Source organism: Neobacillus sp. BF23-41 (genome assembly GCF_041106275.1).
Genome location: NZ_JBGBPR010000001.1, coordinates 264174 through 283280, shown reverse-complemented (window position 1 = coordinate 283280; position 19107 = coordinate 264174). Strand labels below are relative to the sequence as shown.

Here is a 19107-nt window from a genome sequence, read left to right as displayed (position 1 = left end):
TTTCAGATTTTAAGCACTTATCTGGAATAAGTAGCAAAGTTTGAATTGAAAAGGAACGTTTTAATATGCTAGACTTATGTAAAATGATGGTTTGTTGAAGGGGAAAAAAGTATGTTTGTTCAAAGACAAGGATTGGTTGTTTGGCTTTACTCGTTAAAACAAGCTAAAATGCTTCGGCGTTTCGGAAACGTTCATTACGTTTCAAAAAAGTTGAAGTATGTTGTTCTGTATTGTAATCAAGAAGAGCTGAATGAAATAATGGAAAAGTTGAATTCTTTTTCGTTTGTAAAGAAAGTAGAACCTTCATATAAACCATTTTTAAGAATGGAGTATGAGAATTCGGCGCCAGATAAAGCAAAGGAATATGATTATAAAATGGGTATTTAAAAAGGTGAGGGATATTTATTCCCCTCACCTTTTCCTATTGAAGCGGAAGTAAATAATGATTAAGACGGAGAATGCCGATTAAGTGCTGGTAATACAGCTCTTTTTCATAAAAAATGGTTGACGGCTTAACAGATAGCTCATGTATTTGCTTACCATGTTTTACAGCAGTAGAAGCAAAGATATCATACCTCTTATTTGAAATAAATTTTGGGTTTGGAATACCCTCCCGACAAATATATAGGGCTTGAAATTTTCCTGGGTCTGTTGGCTTTAATACGACAACCAATGAGGTTCGTTCCTGATCATCAATCTTTGTGTGCAGTGCGAGCATATGTTGAAGTCGGTGTTGATTTGCATTTGTAAGCTCAATCAGTTCATATATATCTGAATATCCTTCTCCTAATTCAATAAAACGCTGGATCAATGAAAACTCTCCTTTAAAATGGCTTATTTCAAGAATACTCTACCACTAATTTCCGATCTTTTGAATAATAAGTAAAAAAAAACCTGCAGAAAATTCTGCAGGTTCCTTCCATATCCTCATAAAGGATAGAAGGCAAAGGGAGAGGAGAAACCGGAGGAAGAACTTATGGGGAAACGTAAGTCTTCTCCGCGGTTGGCAACAACATCCTCGAATTGATGTTGTTAATTACATTATTTCCACAACCTAAAAGCTTATACGTACTTTCGAATAAATTTTCCTGATGAAAGAATCATATTCTGTAAATCATTACTCTAATGAAAAGATATTCACTTACTAATTGTCTCCTTTTTGTATATTATGGTAGGATGGATTAAGAAATTATTTCTGAAAAAATGTGGTGATATGGTAGTGAGAGTGGTTTCAGGGATTTGCAAAGGTAGACCTTTGAAAGCTGTTCCAGGTAATACAACGAGGCCGACAACTGATAAGGTAAAAGAGGCTTTATTTAATATGATTGGTCCTTATTTTGATGGCGGCATTGGATTGGACCTATTTGCTGGAAGCGGTGGATTAGGTTTGGAGGCACTTAGTAGGGGCTTGGATAAAGTTATTTTTATTGACAGAGAATTAAAGGCCATTCAAGTGATCCAGGAAAATATTAAAGCTTGTAAATTTGAGGACCAAACGGAAGTCTATCGCAATGATGCCGATAGAGCATTAAAGGCTCTCATAAAAAGAGAAATCTGCTTTGATTACATATTTTTAGACCCGCCGTACAAAAAACAACAACTCGTCAGTTTAATGGAAAAAATGGATAAACAGGATGTAGTAAAAATAGATGGATGCGTTGTCTGTGAGCATAGCTTCGATGTTGAATTACCAAAATCATTAGGGCGGTTTATCCAAATAAAACATGAAAAGTATGGAATGATCGCGATAACTATTTATATACGAACAGATATTGAGTGAGGGGGAGTCAATTTGACAGGAATAGCCGTTTGTCCAGGAAGCTTTGATCCAATTACATATGGTCATTTAGATATTATTAGAAGAGGTGCCAAAGTATTTGATACTGTCTATGTGAGTGTTTTAAACAATTCATCTAAAAATCCATTATTCAGTGTTGAAGAGCGAATGAATCTAATCAAGGCTGTAACAAAAGATCTTCCTAATGTTAAGGTAGATGTCCATTCTGGCTTACTTGTTGATTATGCAAAGGCTGTTAATGCTAATGCTATCATCCGTGGATTGCGGGCAGTTTCAGATTTTGAGTACGAAATGCAAATCACTTCGATGAATAGAGTGCTAAATGAAGATATCGAGACCTTTTTTATTATGACCAATAATCAATATTCCTTCTTAAGCTCCAGTATTGTAAAAGAAGTGGCAAAATATAATGGGAACATATCAACGCTCGTCCCACCAATTGTTGAAAAAGAATTACAAAAGAAATTCAAAAAACAATAAAAAAGAGCTTTGGCAGCTCTTTTTTATTGTTTTTTTACGCGGGAAAACAAAATTAGCACATACACTAAAAGGGAGAAAATGGTGATAAGCGGACCAACTTCTATCATTTTATGATAAAAATGATCTGCCCATGAACCGTCTTCAAAAAAACCAACAGGTAAAGCGTTAGAAGGTTGCTCTTGATTATTGAAACGCAAGTAAACTGGCTTCCACAAAATCAATGCAAACAAGCTTGCAAATATACCTTGAAGGATTCTTGCAATAAAAAATGGTTTAAATCGGATATCTGTTTGTGCCAGGATGCTTGCAACCTGTGCTTGGACACTAAATCCACTAAATGCCAGGATAAAGCTGGTAATCATTGCTTTTTGTAATAGAGTAGCATCTTGAACCAGACTCGTTAGTTGGCTGCCTAATGTGATTTCAAATAAACCAGATATAAAAGGAATGCTTAACATTTCAGGGAAAGACAATGAGGATAACAAGATCTCCACTGATTTTGCAAGTGTCGCTGTGATATGTAAATGATAAAGTAATTTGTTAATCACAGAAAATAAAATAATAAACCCGCCAACCATTAATAAAGTTTGAATAGAAGAATTAACTGCATCACCAAGAAGTTTACCAATTGGTCGATTATCTTTTAATCTTGTTTGATGCAAAGCGGATAAAGCCAATCGGATTTTGAACTTTTTATTTTTCTTACTAATTTCGTCAGGGGATTCATTCCCATAAAAACGCATGATTAATCCAACACAAATATTTCCTAAATAGTGGGCTAATGCAAGAATAACACCTAAATGAGGATTATAGAAAAAACCTACAGATACTGCCCCAAAGATAAATAAAGGGTTAGAAGAATTTGTGAAAGAAACAAGTCTTTCTGCTTCAATTCGTGTTAAGTGGCCTTCCTGACGTAATCTTGCGGTAAACTTTGCTCCAGCAGGGAATCCTGAAGCCATACCCATCGCCCAAACGAACCCTCCAACACCAGGTACCTTAAAGAGAGGCCTCATTAATGGCTCCAATAATACGCCGATAAATTTGACAACCCCAAAGCCAATTAACATTTCAGAAACAATAAAAAAAGGTAATAGGGATGGAAAGACAATTTCCCACCACATATTTAGCCCTCGTATAGAAGCGTCTAATGACTCTTGAGGAAAAGAAATAAGGGAGGCAGCTAAAATAGTGACGGATATAGATAAAAAAATAGTTTTTAGTTTGGAACGAAACAATGAAGGAACCTCCTTCCGAGAGGGATCGATGAAACTGTGCAATCAATTAATTGAATGGTAAAATAAGAAATATTCTTATCCTGACTTGTCCTCATATAAAACAAATATACTCATAGAACGTTTATTTAGACCATAAGATTGAACGAGATTTCTTATTTCTGTGGATTGGCTTCAGGAAGTCCTGTCTGTTACGTAGAAAAAACATCTAATAGGTTTAAATAGGAGGTCTTTAGTAATGGAGCACCCTAAAATAGGCTTGGCGCTTGGTTCGGGTGGTGCACGCGGGTTTGCTCATTTAGGAGTCATAAAAGCATTGAAAGATGCTGGAATTCCGATTCATCTGATTGCAGGCAGCAGCATGGGGGCGCTGGTTGCAAGTTTTTACGGGGCAGGAATTGACATGGATCGGTTATATAAATTATCCACAGCTTTTAAAAGAAAATACTTTTTGGATTTTACTGTTCCGAAAATGGGATTTATCTCAGGAAAAAAAGTAAAGGAATTTATTAAGGTTTTTACTCATGGAAAAAACATTGAGGACTTGTCTATTCCAATAGGTATCGTCGCAACTGATTTATTGACAGGAGAAAAGGTTGTTTTTCAAACGGGGCCGGTTGCTAATGCTGTAAGAGCAAGTATTTCCATCCCGGGGATTTTTGTTCCAGAAAAATATAATGGGAGAATCCTTGTTGATGGTGGTGTATCTGACCGTATTCCTGTTTCTGTGGCTAAAGAGATGGGGGCGGATATAGTTATCGCAGTAGATGTCTCCAGAGTGAAACGGAACGCAGAAATTACCTCTATTTACGATGTGATTATGCAGAGTATAGACATTATGCAAGCGGAAATAATTAACAATAGAGAGATCGCTGCTAGTGTAATGATTCGACCCCCTGTTGAAATTTATAGTTCACGAGCCTTCACAAATATTGATGAGATCATTAATCTTGGTGAGGAAGAAGCGAAAAAACATCTAAAGCAAATAAAAACCGTGATTGAACAGTGGAAGGGGTAGAAAATGCGATGCGCAAAAAATTATATATAGGTTCTGCACTAATCGTTGCCATTCTTTTTATCTGGGGAATGTTCTATTCATTGCCTTATTATGTTTCAAAACCTGGAATGGCGAAAGAACTTGGACCAATCATTATGGTTGATGGCGGCGATAAAGATAAAGGTAATTTTATGCTTACAACAGTTAGAATGGGTAGAGCAAATATTTACTCCTATTTAGAAGCAAAGATACGAAATTATGAAGAACTTTATCCATTAGATATGATTTTAAATAAAAAAGAAACAGAGGAAGAATATAATGCAAGACAGCTCCATCTGATGGCAGGCTCAAAACTTAATGCGATAGAAGTTGCCTACCGTAAGGCGGGATTACCTGTAAATTATAAATATAAGGGGATCTATGTCATGCAGGTGATTCCAGAAATGCCTGCGGACGGAAAGCTTTCCACGGGTGACCGAATTTTTAAGGTCGATGGGCAGCAATTGCCTTCTTCGGAAAAATTTATTGATTACGTAAGCAAAAAACAAGCTGGGGACAAGGTGAAATTAACCTACTTACGAAATAAAAGTACAAAGACTGTTACATTAGAACTTCAGCCTTTTAAAGAGAATCCTCAAAAGGTGGGGATAGGGATTTCTCTAGTGGACGATAAAGAAATAGTTGTCAATCCAAAGGTTAAAGTAAAAACAGATGAAATTGGGGGACCATCTGCTGGATTCATGTTTTCATTAGAAATCTATAACCAGTTAACAGAAGGAGACTTAACTAAGGGCTATCAAATTGCCGGTACCGGGACGATTGATGTGGATGGAACGGTTGGACCTATTGGAGGAATTGAACAAAAAATCGTAGCTGCTGACAAGGCTGGGGCGGAGTACTTTTTAGCTCCTAATGAAAAAGGGATAAAGAATTCCAATTACCGGAATGCAGTAAAAACTGCAAGGGACATAAAAACCAAAATGAAGATCGTTCCAATTGATACATTTGACGACGCAGTTAGGTATTTAGAAAAACTACAGGAAAAATAAAAATGATGGTGCGTCTGCATCATCATTTTTATTTTTCCTGTATATAAATTGGCGGTTGCTCAAATTCCTGACGAAGCATTTTGTTTTTTAAATGACTAGGAATCCCTAGAGAATAAATCCGAGCTGCCTTAATATCAAGGTTTATTTCTTTTTCTTTAAATGAGGCTAGTTTTGAAATAAGGGGGAGACTAAGGTGAGACTTCATCTTATTTAAGTATTCTCTGCCCATACTGGTCATTCCTAAAAGTCTTAGATAAGAGGCTTTTTCCGAGTGTCTCGTTATTTCCCCCTTTTTTGTGTTCGTTAAAATATGAACACATAACCTTTGCAGCCTTGTCCATGTATATCTTTTTGTTTTAATTTGCTGCATAAATTTATGAAAGTTATCAGTTACAAGAGCTGCTGCTTGAAGTCGGTTCTCAAGTCCCTCTTCCATCTCATAAATTTCCCTGAGTTCACTTGGGCTAGAATGAATCAAGCGAAATTGAAGGTAGCTCCAATAATTTTCCCATTGGTGAAATCTCTGAAATTGTTGTTCATACTCTTTTAATAAAAATTTTGTTTGCTCTGGTACATATTGATCAATTTCTGCTTGGCCTTCGTTATCTGTAAAAATGGCTTTTCGAATACTCGTCGCACTTGCAATTGTTGCAGAAGCAAAATGTTCATCGTGATAGTCAGCGTTTTTTCGTGCGATTGTCATCGGTCTGACTGAACTCTTTTGTCGTTGGATTGCTTTTATGTATTCAAGTCCAAGAATATTATTTGGTTTTGCTAAATCCAAATAATTATTTGCATCAGGCAATTGTTTAAAAGCTAAGGAAAGAGCTTTAGGATAGCTGACACCAGTATCTAAGTGCCATTTGATGTTTTCATTAAATGAGTTTTGTTGTTCTTTTAAGTAATCGATAGTTTGAATGAAGGAGGGTAAATCTCCACTTTCACTGCCAAAACAGAGAGAGTTGCAGCCGACTGCATCTAAAATTGACACAGCACCGTTTGCGAACGTTTCCGCTTTCTGAGTAGCGAAGCGATAGGGAAGCTCAAAGACAATATCTACCCCATTTAACAATGCCATCTTGGTGCGCTGCCATTTGGAAACAAGTGCCGGTTCTCCACGTTGTAAAAAGTTTCCGCTCATTACTGCAATGACAACATCTGCCTCTGCAGCCTCCTTTGATGCTTGTAAATGAAAGGCATGTCCATTATGAAAAGGGTTGTATTCCACTATTAAACCAACAGATTTCATTTATTTTCTCCCTTTTTTTTTTAACTACTAACATTATATCAATAATTTAAGGAAACCAATCAAATTATATGATAAGATATTAAAGATGTTTGCAAATAGCTTATCTGGTTAAACTAGTATGGGAAACCTATATGAGCGATTGCTTTTAATCACCTGACGGGGTGTAAAGAAAAAACATTGACAAAAAATTTATCGAAGGCTATAATTACCTTTGTTGCCTTGGGGTGATTCAATTGAAATGGACATTAAGTCAATTACAAAAATATCGAAACAAGGATTTTATGATTGATGAGATGGTTCGTGTGGATGAGATCAAACAAGATGATCCAACCATCCGAGAAGTTTCTCCGATGCATATTACTGGTCGGGGAGATATCGATTCAACAAAAGTGACATTCCATTTACAAATCGAAGGTTACTTAATACTTCCTTGTTCTCGTACTTTAGTGGATGTAAAACTTCCAATTAATGTCGAAACAACTGAAACGTTCCTCTTGCAAGGTTCAGTTTATGAAACTGAAGAGGAAGCATATCAAGTAAATAGTGATGTGATTGATGTAATGCCAATCCTTCGAGAAATTCTTTTACTTGAAGTTCCAATGCAAGTTTTTTGTGACGATGTTAATCATGAAGACGCTGCTCCACAGTCTGGCAAGGATTGGGAAGTTGTTCATGAGGAAGATCAATCTAAAAAAATGGATCCGAGACTAGCTGTTCTCGCAAAGTTTTTTGACGAAAACAATTCTTCTTCCGAATCATAATCGACAAATCTAAGAAGCAAAGTGAAGACCCAGCATTCCTGGCCTTCATTACTTTCTTAATACTCTTTAAGGAGGTGGGAAGAATGGCTGTACCTTTTAGAAGGACTTCTAAAACTGCAAAAAGAAAACGTCGTACTCATTTTAAATTAAACGTACCTGGTATGGTAAGCTGCCCAAACTGTGGTGAAATGAAACTTTCACACCGCGTATGTAAAGCTTGCGGAACATACAAAGGAAAAGACGTAGTGAACGACTAATTTTAAGGTAAGATAGAAAGCACAAGGGTGTTAAAGCCCTTGTGCTTTTGTCGTTTTAAAAAAAATACATACTCTAAATAAGTAATGAAAGGTTGAGATAGATTGTCTTATTCGATTGAAAAACAGGAAAAGGGTTATTTATTATTTACGATTAATAGAACTGAAAAAAGAAATGCTATTAATTTTGACGTGATGGAAGGCTTAGCTGAAGCTATAAAAAGAGCCTCTGAACCAGATATAAAGGCACTTGTGATTACTGGAAAAGACGACCGTGCTTTTTGTTCGGGAGGAGATTTATCTGTTTTTCACAAGCTTCATACAAAGGAAGAAGCGTACCCAATGCTTTCTAAAATGGCTAATATTCTTTATTCGCTGCTAACCTTAGCGGTTCCAACCATTGCACTCATAAATGGAACAGCGATTGGAGGCGGGTGTGAACTTGCAGCAGCTTGCGACTTTCGTATTGCGCGAGAGGGTATAAAGGCAGGGTTTGTACAAGGTAAGCAAGCGATAACAACAGGCTGGGGCGGAGGTTCAATTTTATCAGAAAAGTTCACAGTCTCAGCTGCTATGAAGCTTTTAATAGAAGCTGAACTGCAAACAGCATCATATTTAAACGAAATCGGTTTTATAGATGCTTTATATAGGGGTAACTCTCTTCAGGCTTGTGAAGCATACCTTGAGAAAATGTTAACAAATGATCGAAGTGTGCTGAAATCCTATAAAATGCTTTGGGTTAGAAAGTGGGAGGAAACTAAACTGCGTGAAAGAATAGAGGAAGAGGTAAGAAATTGTTCCTTACTGTGGGAAAGTGATGCCCATCATCAATATGTAAAAACTTTTATAGGTAAAAACAATGAATAAAGATTAAAACAGCGCTTTTGATTAAGTCTATCTTTTCTAGTAGATGCATATGTATTATAAAAACACTAGGAGGGATGATTTAATGTCACCAACTCGACAAGATGCATGGTCCCAAGACGAAGACTTGTTGCTTGCTGAAGTTGTGTTACGGCACATCCGTGAAGGCGGGACACAGCTGCAAGCGTTTGAGGAAGTAGGGAAGCAGCTTTCGCGTACCTCTGCAGCCTGTGGCTTTCGCTGGAATTCATTTGTTAGAAAACAATATAAATCAGGAATAGAGCTTGCCAAAAAGCAGCGTAAAGAGTTGAAAAAGCAACCTGTCTCGAATGAAGGAGAGACTATTCAGGAAGCAGTTAAAGTAGAAACCGTTCCTTCATCAATGGGAAATGAGCCAAACAGCACAATTACATTTTCGGCTGTTATTCAATTTTTAGAGGGTCTCCATCATAAAGCGCAAGCTTCATCCGATTATGAAGCAGACAGGAAGAGATCTTTTGAAAAAATCAAAGAGTTGGAAAAGAAGGCATTCTATTTAGCAGCAGAAAATGAAAGATTATCCAAAAATTTAAAGGCAATCGAAGAGGATTATCGATCATTAATTGAAATTATGGAAAGAGCTCGAAAAATGGTCGTCCTTCAGGATGAGGACCGACAACAAAAGGTTAAATTCCAAATGGATAAAAACGGGAACCTTGAAAGAGTAGAAAAGTAGAAAAAGCGGACCTAATGTCCGCTTTTTCATTTTTTTTAATTATGATGTTGTGGTTCGACGCCTTTAGGATACCAAACCAATGGATTTTCTCCACGGTCACGCTCCATATCGTATTCTACATTGGCAAAGTCCATTTTTTCCCAGAAACTCCTTGATTGAACTCTAGGATTCGTCTTAATCGGGAGACCAAAGCTCATCGCAAATTCTACAAGCACTTTGCCATACCCCTTACTTTGATAATCAGGCAATACCTCGAGCTTCCATATTTCTAAGTAACTTTGCGGCGGATAGAAGTAGCGGTCAAATTTTGCATCAATTTGATATAAACTCATTCGTGCTACTAGTTTGTCCCCGAAATAAATCCCGTAGAATGGTGAGTCGCTATTGTTATCAACCATATTTGCTTCAAGATCTTCAAGCATAGACAATTCTTGAATCCCATATTCTTTAAACTTTTTAAACTCTTCTAGTGTTTTAAAGTTTACTTTAAGTCTTTCCACTTTAACTGCCATAGTCGACCTCCTAAATATGAAAACCTCATAATCTTGTATATATTCATTTGTTCCTGAATATCATGATATGAAATTAATTTAGCATTATTCAAATGAATTACCTTCATTATATAACAAAACCTCAAAAAATTCTTCAAATAAGTTCAGAGAGCGTTTTCAAAGATTGCAGGAAATTTAGAAAATGATGTAGAAACATATTAACGGACGTTTTTTGAGGAGGAGAATTATTGAATAATCAATTAAACGAGAACCGTAAAATAATTGAATCGGGCGGACATCCAAAATATCATGAGAAGGCTAAAGAACAAAAAAAGCTCTTTGTTCGTGAGCGTCTTGTATTATTGTTTGATGAAGGAAAATACGAAGAAGATGGTAAATTCGCCAATTTTAAGGCTGGTGACCTTCCTGCAGATGGTGTCGTAACAGCGATTGGTAAAGTTAAAGGTCAGACTGTCTGTGTCATGGCAAATGATTCAACAATCAAAGCAGGGTCATGGGGAGCAAGAACGGTTGAAAAAATAATCCGCATTCAAGAAGTAGCGGAGAAATTAAAAGTTCCGTTATTTTATCTGGTCGATTCAGCAGGAGCAAGAATAACAGATCAATTAGAGATGTTTCCAAATCGAAGAGGTGCGGGAAAAATTTTTTATAATCAAGTGAAGCTTTCCGGGATGATTCCCCAAGTTTGTATTCTGTTTGGCCCATCCGCTGCTGGTGGGGCTTATATCCCGGCATTTTGCGATATTGTCATTATGGTCGATCAAAATGCTTCGATGTATTTGGGATCACCACGTATGGCAGAAAAGGTTATCGGCGAAAAAGTAACGCTTGAGGAAATGGGCGGTGCCAGGATGCATTGTTCTGTCAGCGGCTGTGGAGATGTTCTCAGTTATAGTGAGGAAGATGCGATTGAATCAGCTAAAAAGTATATCAGTTTCTTTCCAAGCAGTTTTAAAGAAAAACCAAAGATGACTGAAGGCACTTCAGCGAAACAAGGCCGTGAACTAGAAGCGATCATTCCAGAAAACCAAAACGCACCGTTTGATATGTATGAATGTATTGATAGACTTGTGGACCAAGATAGCTTTTATGAAATTAAAAAATTATTTGCCCCGGAATTGATAACGGGATTAGTTAGAATCGATGGAAGAGCTATTGGAATTATTGCTAATCAGCCAAAAGTAAAAGGCGGCGTTTTGTTTGTTGATTCCGCTGATAAAGCCGCAAAATTTATTCAGCTTTGCGATGCTTTTCATATTCCGCTATTATTTTTGGCAGATGTACCTGGTTTCATGATTGGAACAAAGGTTGAACGTGCAGGAATTATCCGTCATGGGGCAAAATTAATTGCTGCTATGAGCTCAGCTACTGTTCCGAAAATATCTGTAATTGTTAGGAAAGCTTATGGTGCTGGTCTATATGCGATGGCAGGTCCCGCTTTTGAACCTGATTGCTGCATCGCGTTGCCGACCGCACAAATTGCCGTTATGGGTCCAGAAGCCGCTGTCAATGCGGTCTATTCAAACAAAATTAATGAAATAACCGACCCGAAAGAAAAAATTGCTTTTGTACAAGAAAAACAGAAAGAATACAAAGAGCATATCGACATTTACAAGCTTGCTTCAGAGCTTATTATCGATGAAATCGTCGCTCCGTCTGAATTACGAAATATACTTATTCAACGCTTTGCTTACTATGAAACGAAAGAATTAAATTTCAGCGTGCGTAAGCATCCGGTTTACCCCGTATAATTTTATAGACCCTATTCGGCGGTTGTCGAATAGGGCTTATTTTTTCTAATCTTTCTAACAAACTATCGACAGCATCTGATAAAATATGGGTAAAGATGACTAAAAAGAGGGGTTACCATGAGGGTTGGAATTATAGGTGCTGGATCAATTGGCTTATTATTTGCCGCTTATATTAGTAGGGCGTTTGAGGTTACGATATACTGTAGATCAACAGAGCAAACATCTGAGATAAATAAAAATGGAATCGTACTAAAGAAAAAAGGAGAACAAACGAAATCCTTTGTACAGGCCCTGCCAATTACAGAGTGGAAGGGAGTAGAGGATTTAACAATTATCACGGTCAAACAGTATCAACTTTATCCAATCATTGAGAAAATAAATCAATTACCGGTAATTCCTAACAATCTATTATTTTTACAGAATGGCATGGGGCATTTAAAACAGCTTGAAACAATCCCGTTTACTAATATTTATGTGGGCTCAGTGGAGCACGGAGCCCTTAAAGAAAATTCATATACTGTATCCCATAATGGTGAAGGTATAACTAATGTTGCTGTTTTCAAGGGAGATATAACACTTTTGAGTGAATTTGTTTTTTCAGCACCCATCGAATTTCCACTTGTTCTCAAAGAGGATTACTTTCAAATGCTGCAAAATAAATTAATTGTCAACGCAGTCATTAATCCATTAACGGCAATTCTTCAGGTTAAAAATGGCGAATTAATAAATAATCAATACTATTTTCAAGTATTAAAAAATTTATATTCCGAAATTTCTACAGTATTAAATTTGAAAAATGCTGAAGAACATCTCCTACAAATTATTGATATTTGTAAAAACACCTCCGAAAACCGCTCCTCCATGCTTAGAGATATTGAAGCGAACAGAATGACAGAAGTAGATGCAATCTTAGGGTATATTTTAGAAGAAGCACAATGCAAGAAAATGGCAGCACCTCAGTTAGAGAACTTTTATTATTTAATAAAAGGGAAAGAAATGATAAAGGGGGCAAATCCTTGATTACTTTTCTATCCTCCATTATAACTATTTTCTTCACTTTACCATTTTTAGGATTATTCATCGTTTTTTTTATAACAAAACTGGTGACAAACAATACGCGAAAATCAGTCCACAGGGCACTTGATTATACAACGATTTTATTTATTATTTCCGTTCATTTTTTAATCGCTACTATTTGGGGTAAATCACTTTTTTGGTTAATAATACTAATAATGCTTTTAATAGCGATGATTTTTGTATTTGTTCATTGGAAGGTAAAAGAAGAAATTGTTTTGAAAAAAGTGATGAAGGGTTTTTGGCGTTTTAATTTTATCCTCTTTCTCCTTGCATACATCACCTTAACGCTATATGGATTAATTCATCGTGCATTAATATTTACCTTTTCCAACTGATTTCAAGCCAAAGTTTTTTTCAAATCCGGTTGGTAGTGGTATACTCTTAAAAGAATGAATTTGGGTGATCAGAAAGGAAGTACATGAATGGAGATTTTAAATCTCTCTTTACCAGCAACAAATCGGTTTGCTTCGAATTATTTGGAACAGTCTACTGAAATCGAGTCTTTTTTTCATTACAGGTATAATGAATTAACCGATGATGCCAAAAGGGTTTCTGAACTAAGTAACCGGTCATTTCCTCGCATAGAGGTTGCTGAACACATTGAGAGCTTTATGAAGCAGTTTCCATCGTCTGAAGCTGTTATCAAGTCAGTAGATAAACTTAAAACAAATAATAGCCTCGTAGTTATTGGTGGTCAGCAGGCAGGTATCCTCACAGGACCGCTTTATTCAATACATAAAGTCATTTCGATTATTAAATTAGCAGAGCAAAAGGAAGAGCAGCTTGGAGTACCAGTCGTTCCAGTATTTTGGATTGCAGGCGAAGATCATGATTTCCAAGAAGTTAATCATGTGTTTGTGCCAGTTAATCGAAAGGTAGATAAATGGACCTATCCGGAGAGAGTAGTTAATAAGAAAATGGTCTCCGATATTCAGTTAAACAAAGAAAGCTGTCTAGCATGGGTTAATAATCTAATTGAGAATTTCGGTGAGACAGAGCATACGAATACACTATTAGAATTTGCGAAAGAACAAATATCCATATCAACCACCTTCGTCGATTTCTTCGCAAATATTATTATGGAATTGTTCAAGGATTATGGGTTATTAATTGTTGATTCAGGTAACAGAGAGTTTCGTTTGCTGCAGAAAGAATTTTTAAAAAGTCAAATTCTTCACCATGAAGCGATAACAAACAAATTATTGGAACAACAAAGGGAAATTGGAAAAAAGGGTTTTCCGATTACGCTTGATGCAAGTGAAGAAAATGCCAACCTATTCTACTATGATCAGAAAATGAGTGAACGGATTCTACTTGAGTACGATAGAGGAAATGATCGTTTTGTGGGGAAAAATGGGACCTTGGCATTTACGAGAGAACAATTAGTGGTGCTAGCTGAGGAGAATCCGGCAAATTTAAGCAATAATGTGGTGACGCGTCCGTTAATGCAGGAATGGCTCTTTCCAACTGTTGCGTTCATTGCGGGGCCAGGTGAAATATCATATTGGGCAGAACTCAAACTAGTTTTTGAGCATTTTGATATGAAGATGCCGCCGATCGTTCCCCGTTTGAATATTACCATCCTTGATCGATCGGTGGAAACAGATGTTGCAGAATTGCATCTAAATTTAGCAGAGGTTTTGAGCAATGGAACGGACAAAGGAAGACACCAATTTCTAGAAGCGATAAAAGACAAAGAAGTGGAGTCACTATTTTCAATTACTAAAGAACAATTAGTAAAGCAATATAGACAAATTGAAGCAAAAACAGCTGAGTTAGACCGCGGCCTCTTACCATTATTTAAGAAAAACGAAGATTACCTATTAAAAGAAATCGATTTTTTGAAAAAGAAACTTGATGAAGCAGTAAGATTAAAGCACGATAATATGATCAAAAAATATGCGCGTGTTGATCTTGCTTTAAGACCTGATGGTTTTCCGCAAGAGAGGGTTTGGAATGTATTTTATTATCTAAATCAATATGGATTGAATTTTATTAATGACTTAATGACAGGAAGATTCGAATTTGATGGAAGGCACAAGGTCATGAAAATATAGAAAAACTTCACTTACATTGTGGAGTTTTTCTTTTTTTTGTAAAAAAATAACATCATGAAACAGGATTATTAAGAATTAACGCGAATAGTTATAAAATAGGTGGTGGAAAGTGGGGGAATGTGGTACATTTTTAATAGAAAGTGGGGGTCATGGGTATGTTCATGGGTGAATACCATCACAGCATTGATAATAAAGGCCGCATGATTGTGCCCTCCAAATTCCGTGATGAGCTTGGTGAAATGTTTATTATCACACGTGGATTGGATCAATGTTTATTTGGTTACCCCATATCAGAGTGGGAGCTTATTGAAGAAAAGTTAAAAGGCTTACCTCTGACAAAAAAAGATGCCCGTGCTTTTACCCGCTTCTTCTTTTCTGGAGCAACAGAGAGTGAACTTGATAAGCAAGGAAGAATTAATATCCCAGCACCACTATTGCAATATGCAAAGCTAGAAAAAGAATGTGTAATTTTGGGTGTTTCCAATCGAATTGAAATTTGGAGCAAACAGATTTGGGAAGACTATTTTTCACAGTCTGAAGAATCTTTTGCGGAAATTGCAGAAAATATGATTGGCTTTGATATATAATGGATAAATTATGTTAATATATTTTCTGTTATATATCGTTCGATTGGAAAAGGTGGTTACTACATGTTTGAACATACAACTGTGTTGTTAAAGGAAGCTGTTGATGGATTAAATATTAAGTCAGATGGTATTTATGTTGATTGTACTTTGGGTGGGGCGGGACACAGCTCCTTGATCCTTTCAAAACTCGGAGCCCGCGGTAAACTATTTGCATTTGACCAGGATGAAACAGCTATTGCACATGCTAAAGAGAAGTTGGCACAATATGGAGACCGTTTAGAGATAATAAAAAGCAATTTCTTATATTTAAAAGAAGAGCTTAATGATCGAGGAATTGCTAAAGTTGACGGAGTCCTTTACGATCTTGGGGTATCCTCACCACAATTGGATACACCAGAAAGAGGTTTTAGCTATCATCATGATGCACCACTCGATATGAGGATGGATAATGATGCTGATGTTTCTGCCTATGATGTGATTAATCATTGGGCATATGAAGACTTGGTCCGCATCTTTTTCCGCTATGGCGAAGAAAAATTCTCTAAACAAATAGCACGTAAAATTGAAGCGGCAAGACTTGCAAAACCAATTGAAACAACGGCAGAATTAGTTGAATTGATTAAGGATGCTATTCCAGCACCTGCTAGAAGAAAAGGTGGACATCCTGCCAAGCGAGTTTTTCAAGCAGTAAGAATTGCTGTTAATGATGAATTAGCTGTGTTTGAAAAGTCGATAAATCAGGCAATTGACTTATTAAACCCAGAGGGGAGAATAAGTGTTATTACCTTTCATTCTCTAGAGGACAGGATTTGCAAGGCAGCCCTTAAGAAAGCAAGTGAAACCCCTAATTTACCTCCAGGTTTACCAATCATTCCAGATGAGTATAAACCGATCTTAAAGCTAATCTCACGGAAACCAATTCTTCCATCTGAAGAAGAGTTAGAACAAAACAATCGTGCCCGATCTGCAAAGCTCCGTATTGCAGAAAAATTATAAAAAATACCATCACCTAGGCATTGGTGGTAGAAAATGAATAAAATCTGGAGGGGAAGCGTTTGAGTAATCTTGCCAGGAAGTATCTAGAGCAGCAACAAACAGAGCAGAAAGTCCAAAAAAAAGGTCAAGTAATTATCAAAAAATCCTGGCTTACTCCAGGAGAAAAAATAATTGGATTAGCCTTTGCTGGATTTGTATGTTTTGGGGCCATTCACATTATTTCGAACCAATCTAAAATTTACGAGGTCAATAAGGACATCCAGGTTATCGAAGCAAAGGTGTCCGAACAACAGAAGGTAAATAGTGATTTACAGGTTCAGGTAAGCGAATTAAGTGCCTACGATCGAATTTATGAAAAGGCCAAGGAAATGGGCCTTATTAAAAATGAAAATAATGTCAAGGTAGTGCATTAAAATGAACAAGAAACAACCATATATGAATGCAGGAGCAGCCATTTTATTTGGATTATTTGGCTTGCTCTTTTTTGTATTACTCTTCAGGTATTTTTCGATTCAAATCTCTGGAGAAGTAGACGGGCAGCCTCTTGCAGCGAAAGCTCAAGAAAAATATAGCAGGGAAGGGAATTTGGCGGCATTAAGAGGCAATATCTTAGACCGGAATGGCGGGGTAATTGCTGAAGATACGAATGCCTATAAATTAATCGCTATTTTGGATAAGAAGATGACGACGAATCCCAAAAAACCGCAACACGTAAAAAACCCAGACAAAACAGCAAAGGAATTAGCTAAATACTTAGAAATGGATGAGTCAGAGATTTATAGTATTTTAACTACAGGAATAAGAAATAAGAAATTTCAGGTTGAGTTTGGCAAGGAAGGCAAAGATATTACTAATCAGACAAAGAAAAAGATAGAAGATTTAAAGTTGCCTGGAATAACTTTTCTCCGTGAGTCCAAACGCTTTTACCCAAACGGAGTTTTTGCTTCACATTTAGTTGGTTATGCAGACCGGATTGAGCAAAAGGATAAAACGATTAAATCAATTGGGAAAATGGGAATCGAGAAAATTCTAAATGATGAATTAACAGGAAAAAATGGTAAATTAAATTTTGAGAGTGATTTGTGGGGCTATATACTTCCGGACGAGAAGGAAAAAATTACTCCTGCTCAAAATGGTAATGATGTCTATTTGACCATTGACCAAAAAATTCAAACCTTTTTAGAAGATGCAATGAACAAGGTAGATAAGGAATATAAACCTCAAAAAATTATTGCGATTGTAGCCGATCCGAAAACAGGAGAAATATTAGCGATGGGGCAACGACCGTCCTTTCATCCAAAAACAAAAGAAGGAATTGATAAAGGCTGGCATAATGAAGCGATTGAAACCTCATTTGAACCTGGATCGACAATGAAAATATTTACACTTGCAGCAGCGGTGCAAGAAAAGGTTTTTAATCCGAATGAAACCTATCAATCTGGTTCGTATCAAGTTACCAAAAAGGATAAAGCAATTCATGACCATAATTACTCCGGCTGGGGAACCATCACCTATCTTGAAGGTGTTCAACGTTCATCAAACGTTGCATTTGCTAAGATTGCGAAGGAGAAGTTGGGTTTTGAAAAGTTAAGAGAATATTTAACAAAATTTGGTTTTGATAAACCTACGGGTATTGATCTTCCCGATGAAACCTCAGGAAAGATTCAGTTTACTTATCCGATTGAAAAAATTACAACTGCATACGGACAGGGAACGGCAATTACACCGATTCAACAAATTCAAGCGGCAACAGCGATAGCTAATGGTGGGAAAATGATAAAGCCGCATGTAGTCAAAAAAATTGTCAATCATGACACAGGAGAAACGATTAAATCAACCACTCCTGAGGTCGTTTCAACTCCTATATCAAAAGAGACTGCCAAACAGGTTCGTGATATCCTTGAAACCGTGGTTACCTCACCTAAAGGAACGGGTGGCCGTTACAAAATTGATGGTTACAGTGTCGCTGGTAAAACGGGGACAGCTAATATCCCAGGACCGAACGGAGGATATTTACAAGGGGCAGATAACTATATGTTTTCGTTTCTAGGCATGGCACCTAAGGATGATCCGAAGTTGATTGTATATGTTGCTGTTCAGCAGCCTGATCTTGATGGAACCGGCTTAGGTGCCCTTCCTGTCTCGGCAATTTTTAATCCTGTCATGAAAAACAGCTTGCAATATTTAAATATCCAACCTTCTAAGAGTCAAAAAGCACAATTAAATAAACTATCAGATTTTATCGGGAAGTCGGTCGAGGCAACAGAAAAAGAACTTAAGGCAAAGGACATTGAAACCGTTGTAATAGGCAAAGGAACAAAAGTTGTCAGACAACTACCAGAGTCAGGTACGACTGTTTTAGAGGGAGAAAAGGTAATCATCCAAACAAATGGAGATAAACTAGCCCCAGATATGACAGGCTGGTCACTTAGAGATGTAATGAAAGTAGCTAATATAGCTGGCTTAAAACTAAATTCAAAGGGACAAGGCTACGTAACTCAGCAAAATATCAAACCAAAAACGATTATGCGAAACGGTGATTTCTTAATAGTTGATTTAAAAACCCCTGAAGAACAGTGGACTCAAGAAAATCAGGCTAATTCAAATGGCCAAGACCAATCAGAAGAAAACATTGAAGAAATAGTTCAAGATTAAACGTTAATCCCGCTTACTAGAGCGGGATTTTGTCATAATGTCGAGAAAGGGTATATTTCTCGGCAATTTA

Annotated in this window: 21 protein-coding genes; 17 read left to right on the top strand and 4 right to left on the bottom strand. The window is 36.8% G+C overall.

Annotated elements, in window-relative coordinates; all coding sequences use genetic code 11:
• Positions 1–111: 111 nt before the first annotated feature.
• Positions 112–387, top strand: a complete 276-nt coding sequence (locus AB7942_RS01260; RefSeq protein WP_088086281.1) for a YlbG family protein — start codon at positions 112–114, stop codon at positions 385–387.
• Positions 388–421: 34 nt separating this feature from the next.
• On the opposite strand, the gene AB7942_RS01255 is transcribed toward AB7942_RS01260, so the two are convergent.
• Positions 422–811, bottom strand: coding sequence for a DUF7147 family protein (locus AB7942_RS01255; RefSeq protein ID WP_214715943.1), 390 nt, complete (start codon positions 809–811; stop codon positions 422–424).
• Between the two features lie 408 nt (positions 812–1219).
• Between AB7942_RS01255 and rsmD the strand changes: the two genes are divergently transcribed.
• Together rsmD and coaD are read left to right on the top strand one after the other, a co-directional pair.
• Complete coding sequence (gene rsmD / locus AB7942_RS01250; RefSeq protein ID WP_369445508.1) at positions 1220–1780, top strand: 16S rRNA (guanine(966)-N(2))-methyltransferase RsmD; 561 nt, start codon at positions 1220–1222, stop codon at positions 1778–1780.
• Positions 1781–1792: 12 nt separating this feature from the next.
• Positions 1793–2278, top strand: a complete 486-nt coding sequence (gene coaD / locus AB7942_RS01245) for a pantetheine-phosphate adenylyltransferase (protein WP_088086284.1) — start codon at positions 1793–1795, stop codon at positions 2276–2278.
• Between the two features lie 23 nt (positions 2279–2301).
• Here coaD and ylbJ read toward each other — a convergent pair whose 3' ends face one another.
• Positions 2302–3516 carry a sporulation integral membrane protein YlbJ gene (gene ylbJ, locus AB7942_RS01240; RefSeq protein ID WP_369445507.1) on the bottom strand — a complete coding sequence of 405 codons (1215 nt, stop codon included), beginning with the start codon at positions 3514–3516 and terminating at the stop codon, positions 2302–2304.
• Between the two features lie 235 nt (positions 3517–3751).
• Between ylbJ and AB7942_RS01235 the strand changes: the two genes are divergently transcribed.
• The gene (locus AB7942_RS01235; RefSeq protein ID WP_369445506.1) at positions 3752–4531 is read left to right on the top strand and encodes a patatin-like phospholipase family protein; all 780 of its coding nucleotides are present in this window, start codon (positions 3752–3754) and stop codon (positions 4529–4531) included.
• Between the two features lie 8 nt (positions 4532–4539).
• Positions 4540–5559: a SepM family pheromone-processing serine protease gene (locus AB7942_RS01230; RefSeq protein WP_369445505.1), complete on the top strand. Its 1020-nt coding sequence runs from the start codon at positions 4540–4542 to the stop codon at positions 5557–5559.
• Positions 5560–5587: 28 nt separating this feature from the next.
• Here AB7942_RS01230 and AB7942_RS01225 read toward each other — a convergent pair whose 3' ends face one another.
• Entirely contained in the window at positions 5588–6808 is a 1221-nt protein-coding gene (locus AB7942_RS01225; protein ID WP_369445504.1) for a nucleotidyltransferase, read from the bottom strand.
• A 233-nt stretch (positions 6809–7041) separates the two neighbouring features.
• On the opposite strand from AB7942_RS01225, the gene AB7942_RS01220 reads away from it, so the two are divergent.
• The 4 genes from AB7942_RS01220 (at position 7042) to AB7942_RS01205 (ending at position 9402) form a co-directional block, all read left to right on the top strand.
• The gene (locus tag AB7942_RS01220) at positions 7042–7569 is read left to right on the top strand and encodes a YceD family protein (RefSeq protein ID WP_369445503.1); all 528 of its coding nucleotides are present in this window, start codon (positions 7042–7044) and stop codon (positions 7567–7569) included.
• An 83-nt stretch (positions 7570–7652) separates the two neighbouring features.
• Entirely contained in the window at positions 7653–7826 is a 174-nt protein-coding gene (gene rpmF / locus AB7942_RS01215; protein ID WP_026566356.1) for a 50S ribosomal protein L32, read from the top strand.
• Positions 7827–7928: 102 nt separating this feature from the next.
• Positions 7929–8690, top strand: a complete 762-nt coding sequence (locus AB7942_RS01210) for an enoyl-CoA hydratase/isomerase family protein (protein ID WP_369445502.1) — start codon at positions 7929–7931, stop codon at positions 8688–8690.
• A gap of 82 nt (positions 8691–8772) precedes the next feature.
• On the top strand, positions 8773–9402 hold the full coding sequence (locus AB7942_RS01205) for an RsfA family transcriptional regulator (RefSeq protein WP_369445501.1): 630 nt from the start codon (positions 8773–8775) through the stop codon (positions 9400–9402).
• Positions 9403–9437: 35 nt separating this feature from the next.
• On the opposite strand, the gene AB7942_RS01200 is transcribed toward AB7942_RS01205, so the two are convergent.
• On the bottom strand, positions 9438–9914 hold the full coding sequence (locus tag AB7942_RS01200) for an N-acetyltransferase (protein WP_369445500.1): 477 nt from the start codon (positions 9912–9914) through the stop codon (positions 9438–9440).
• Positions 9915–10141: 227 nt separating this feature from the next.
• On the opposite strand from AB7942_RS01200, the gene AB7942_RS01195 reads away from it, so the two are divergent.
• The 8 genes from AB7942_RS01195 (at position 10142) to AB7942_RS01160 (ending at position 19037) form a co-directional block, all read left to right on the top strand.
• The gene (locus AB7942_RS01195) at positions 10142–11665 is read left to right on the top strand and encodes an acyl-CoA carboxylase subunit beta (RefSeq protein WP_369445499.1); all 1524 of its coding nucleotides are present in this window, start codon (positions 10142–10144) and stop codon (positions 11663–11665) included.
• 117 nt (positions 11666–11782) lie between these two features.
• Positions 11783–12685, top strand: a complete 903-nt coding sequence (locus AB7942_RS01190; RefSeq protein ID WP_369445498.1) for a 2-dehydropantoate 2-reductase — start codon at positions 11783–11785, stop codon at positions 12683–12685.
• Positions 12601–13077, top strand: a complete 477-nt coding sequence (locus AB7942_RS01185) for a DUF3397 domain-containing protein (RefSeq protein ID WP_369445497.1) — start codon at positions 12601–12603, stop codon at positions 13075–13077. The genes AB7942_RS01190 and AB7942_RS01185 overlap by 85 nt, the downstream gene beginning before the upstream one ends.
• A gap of 87 nt (positions 13078–13164) precedes the next feature.
• On the top strand, positions 13165–14799 hold the full coding sequence (bshC, locus tag AB7942_RS01180) for a bacillithiol biosynthesis cysteine-adding enzyme BshC (protein ID WP_369445496.1): 1635 nt from the start codon (positions 13165–13167) through the stop codon (positions 14797–14799).
• A 155-nt stretch (positions 14800–14954) separates the two neighbouring features.
• Complete coding sequence (gene mraZ, locus AB7942_RS01175) at positions 14955–15386, top strand: division/cell wall cluster transcriptional repressor MraZ (protein WP_066252575.1); 432 nt, start codon at positions 14955–14957, stop codon at positions 15384–15386.
• A gap of 63 nt (positions 15387–15449) precedes the next feature.
• Entirely contained in the window at positions 15450–16382 is a 933-nt protein-coding gene (rsmH, locus tag AB7942_RS01170; protein ID WP_214715958.1) for a 16S rRNA (cytosine(1402)-N(4))-methyltransferase RsmH, read from the top strand.
• 59 nt (positions 16383–16441) lie between these two features.
• On the top strand, positions 16442–16795 hold the full coding sequence (gene ftsL / locus AB7942_RS01165; RefSeq protein ID WP_088086297.1) for a cell division protein FtsL: 354 nt from the start codon (positions 16442–16444) through the stop codon (positions 16793–16795).
• Between the two features lies 1 nt (position 16796).
• The gene (locus AB7942_RS01160; protein ID WP_369445495.1) at positions 16797–19037 is read left to right on the top strand and encodes a penicillin-binding protein; all 2241 of its coding nucleotides are present in this window, start codon (positions 16797–16799) and stop codon (positions 19035–19037) included.
• Positions 19038–19107 lie beyond the last annotated feature (70 nt).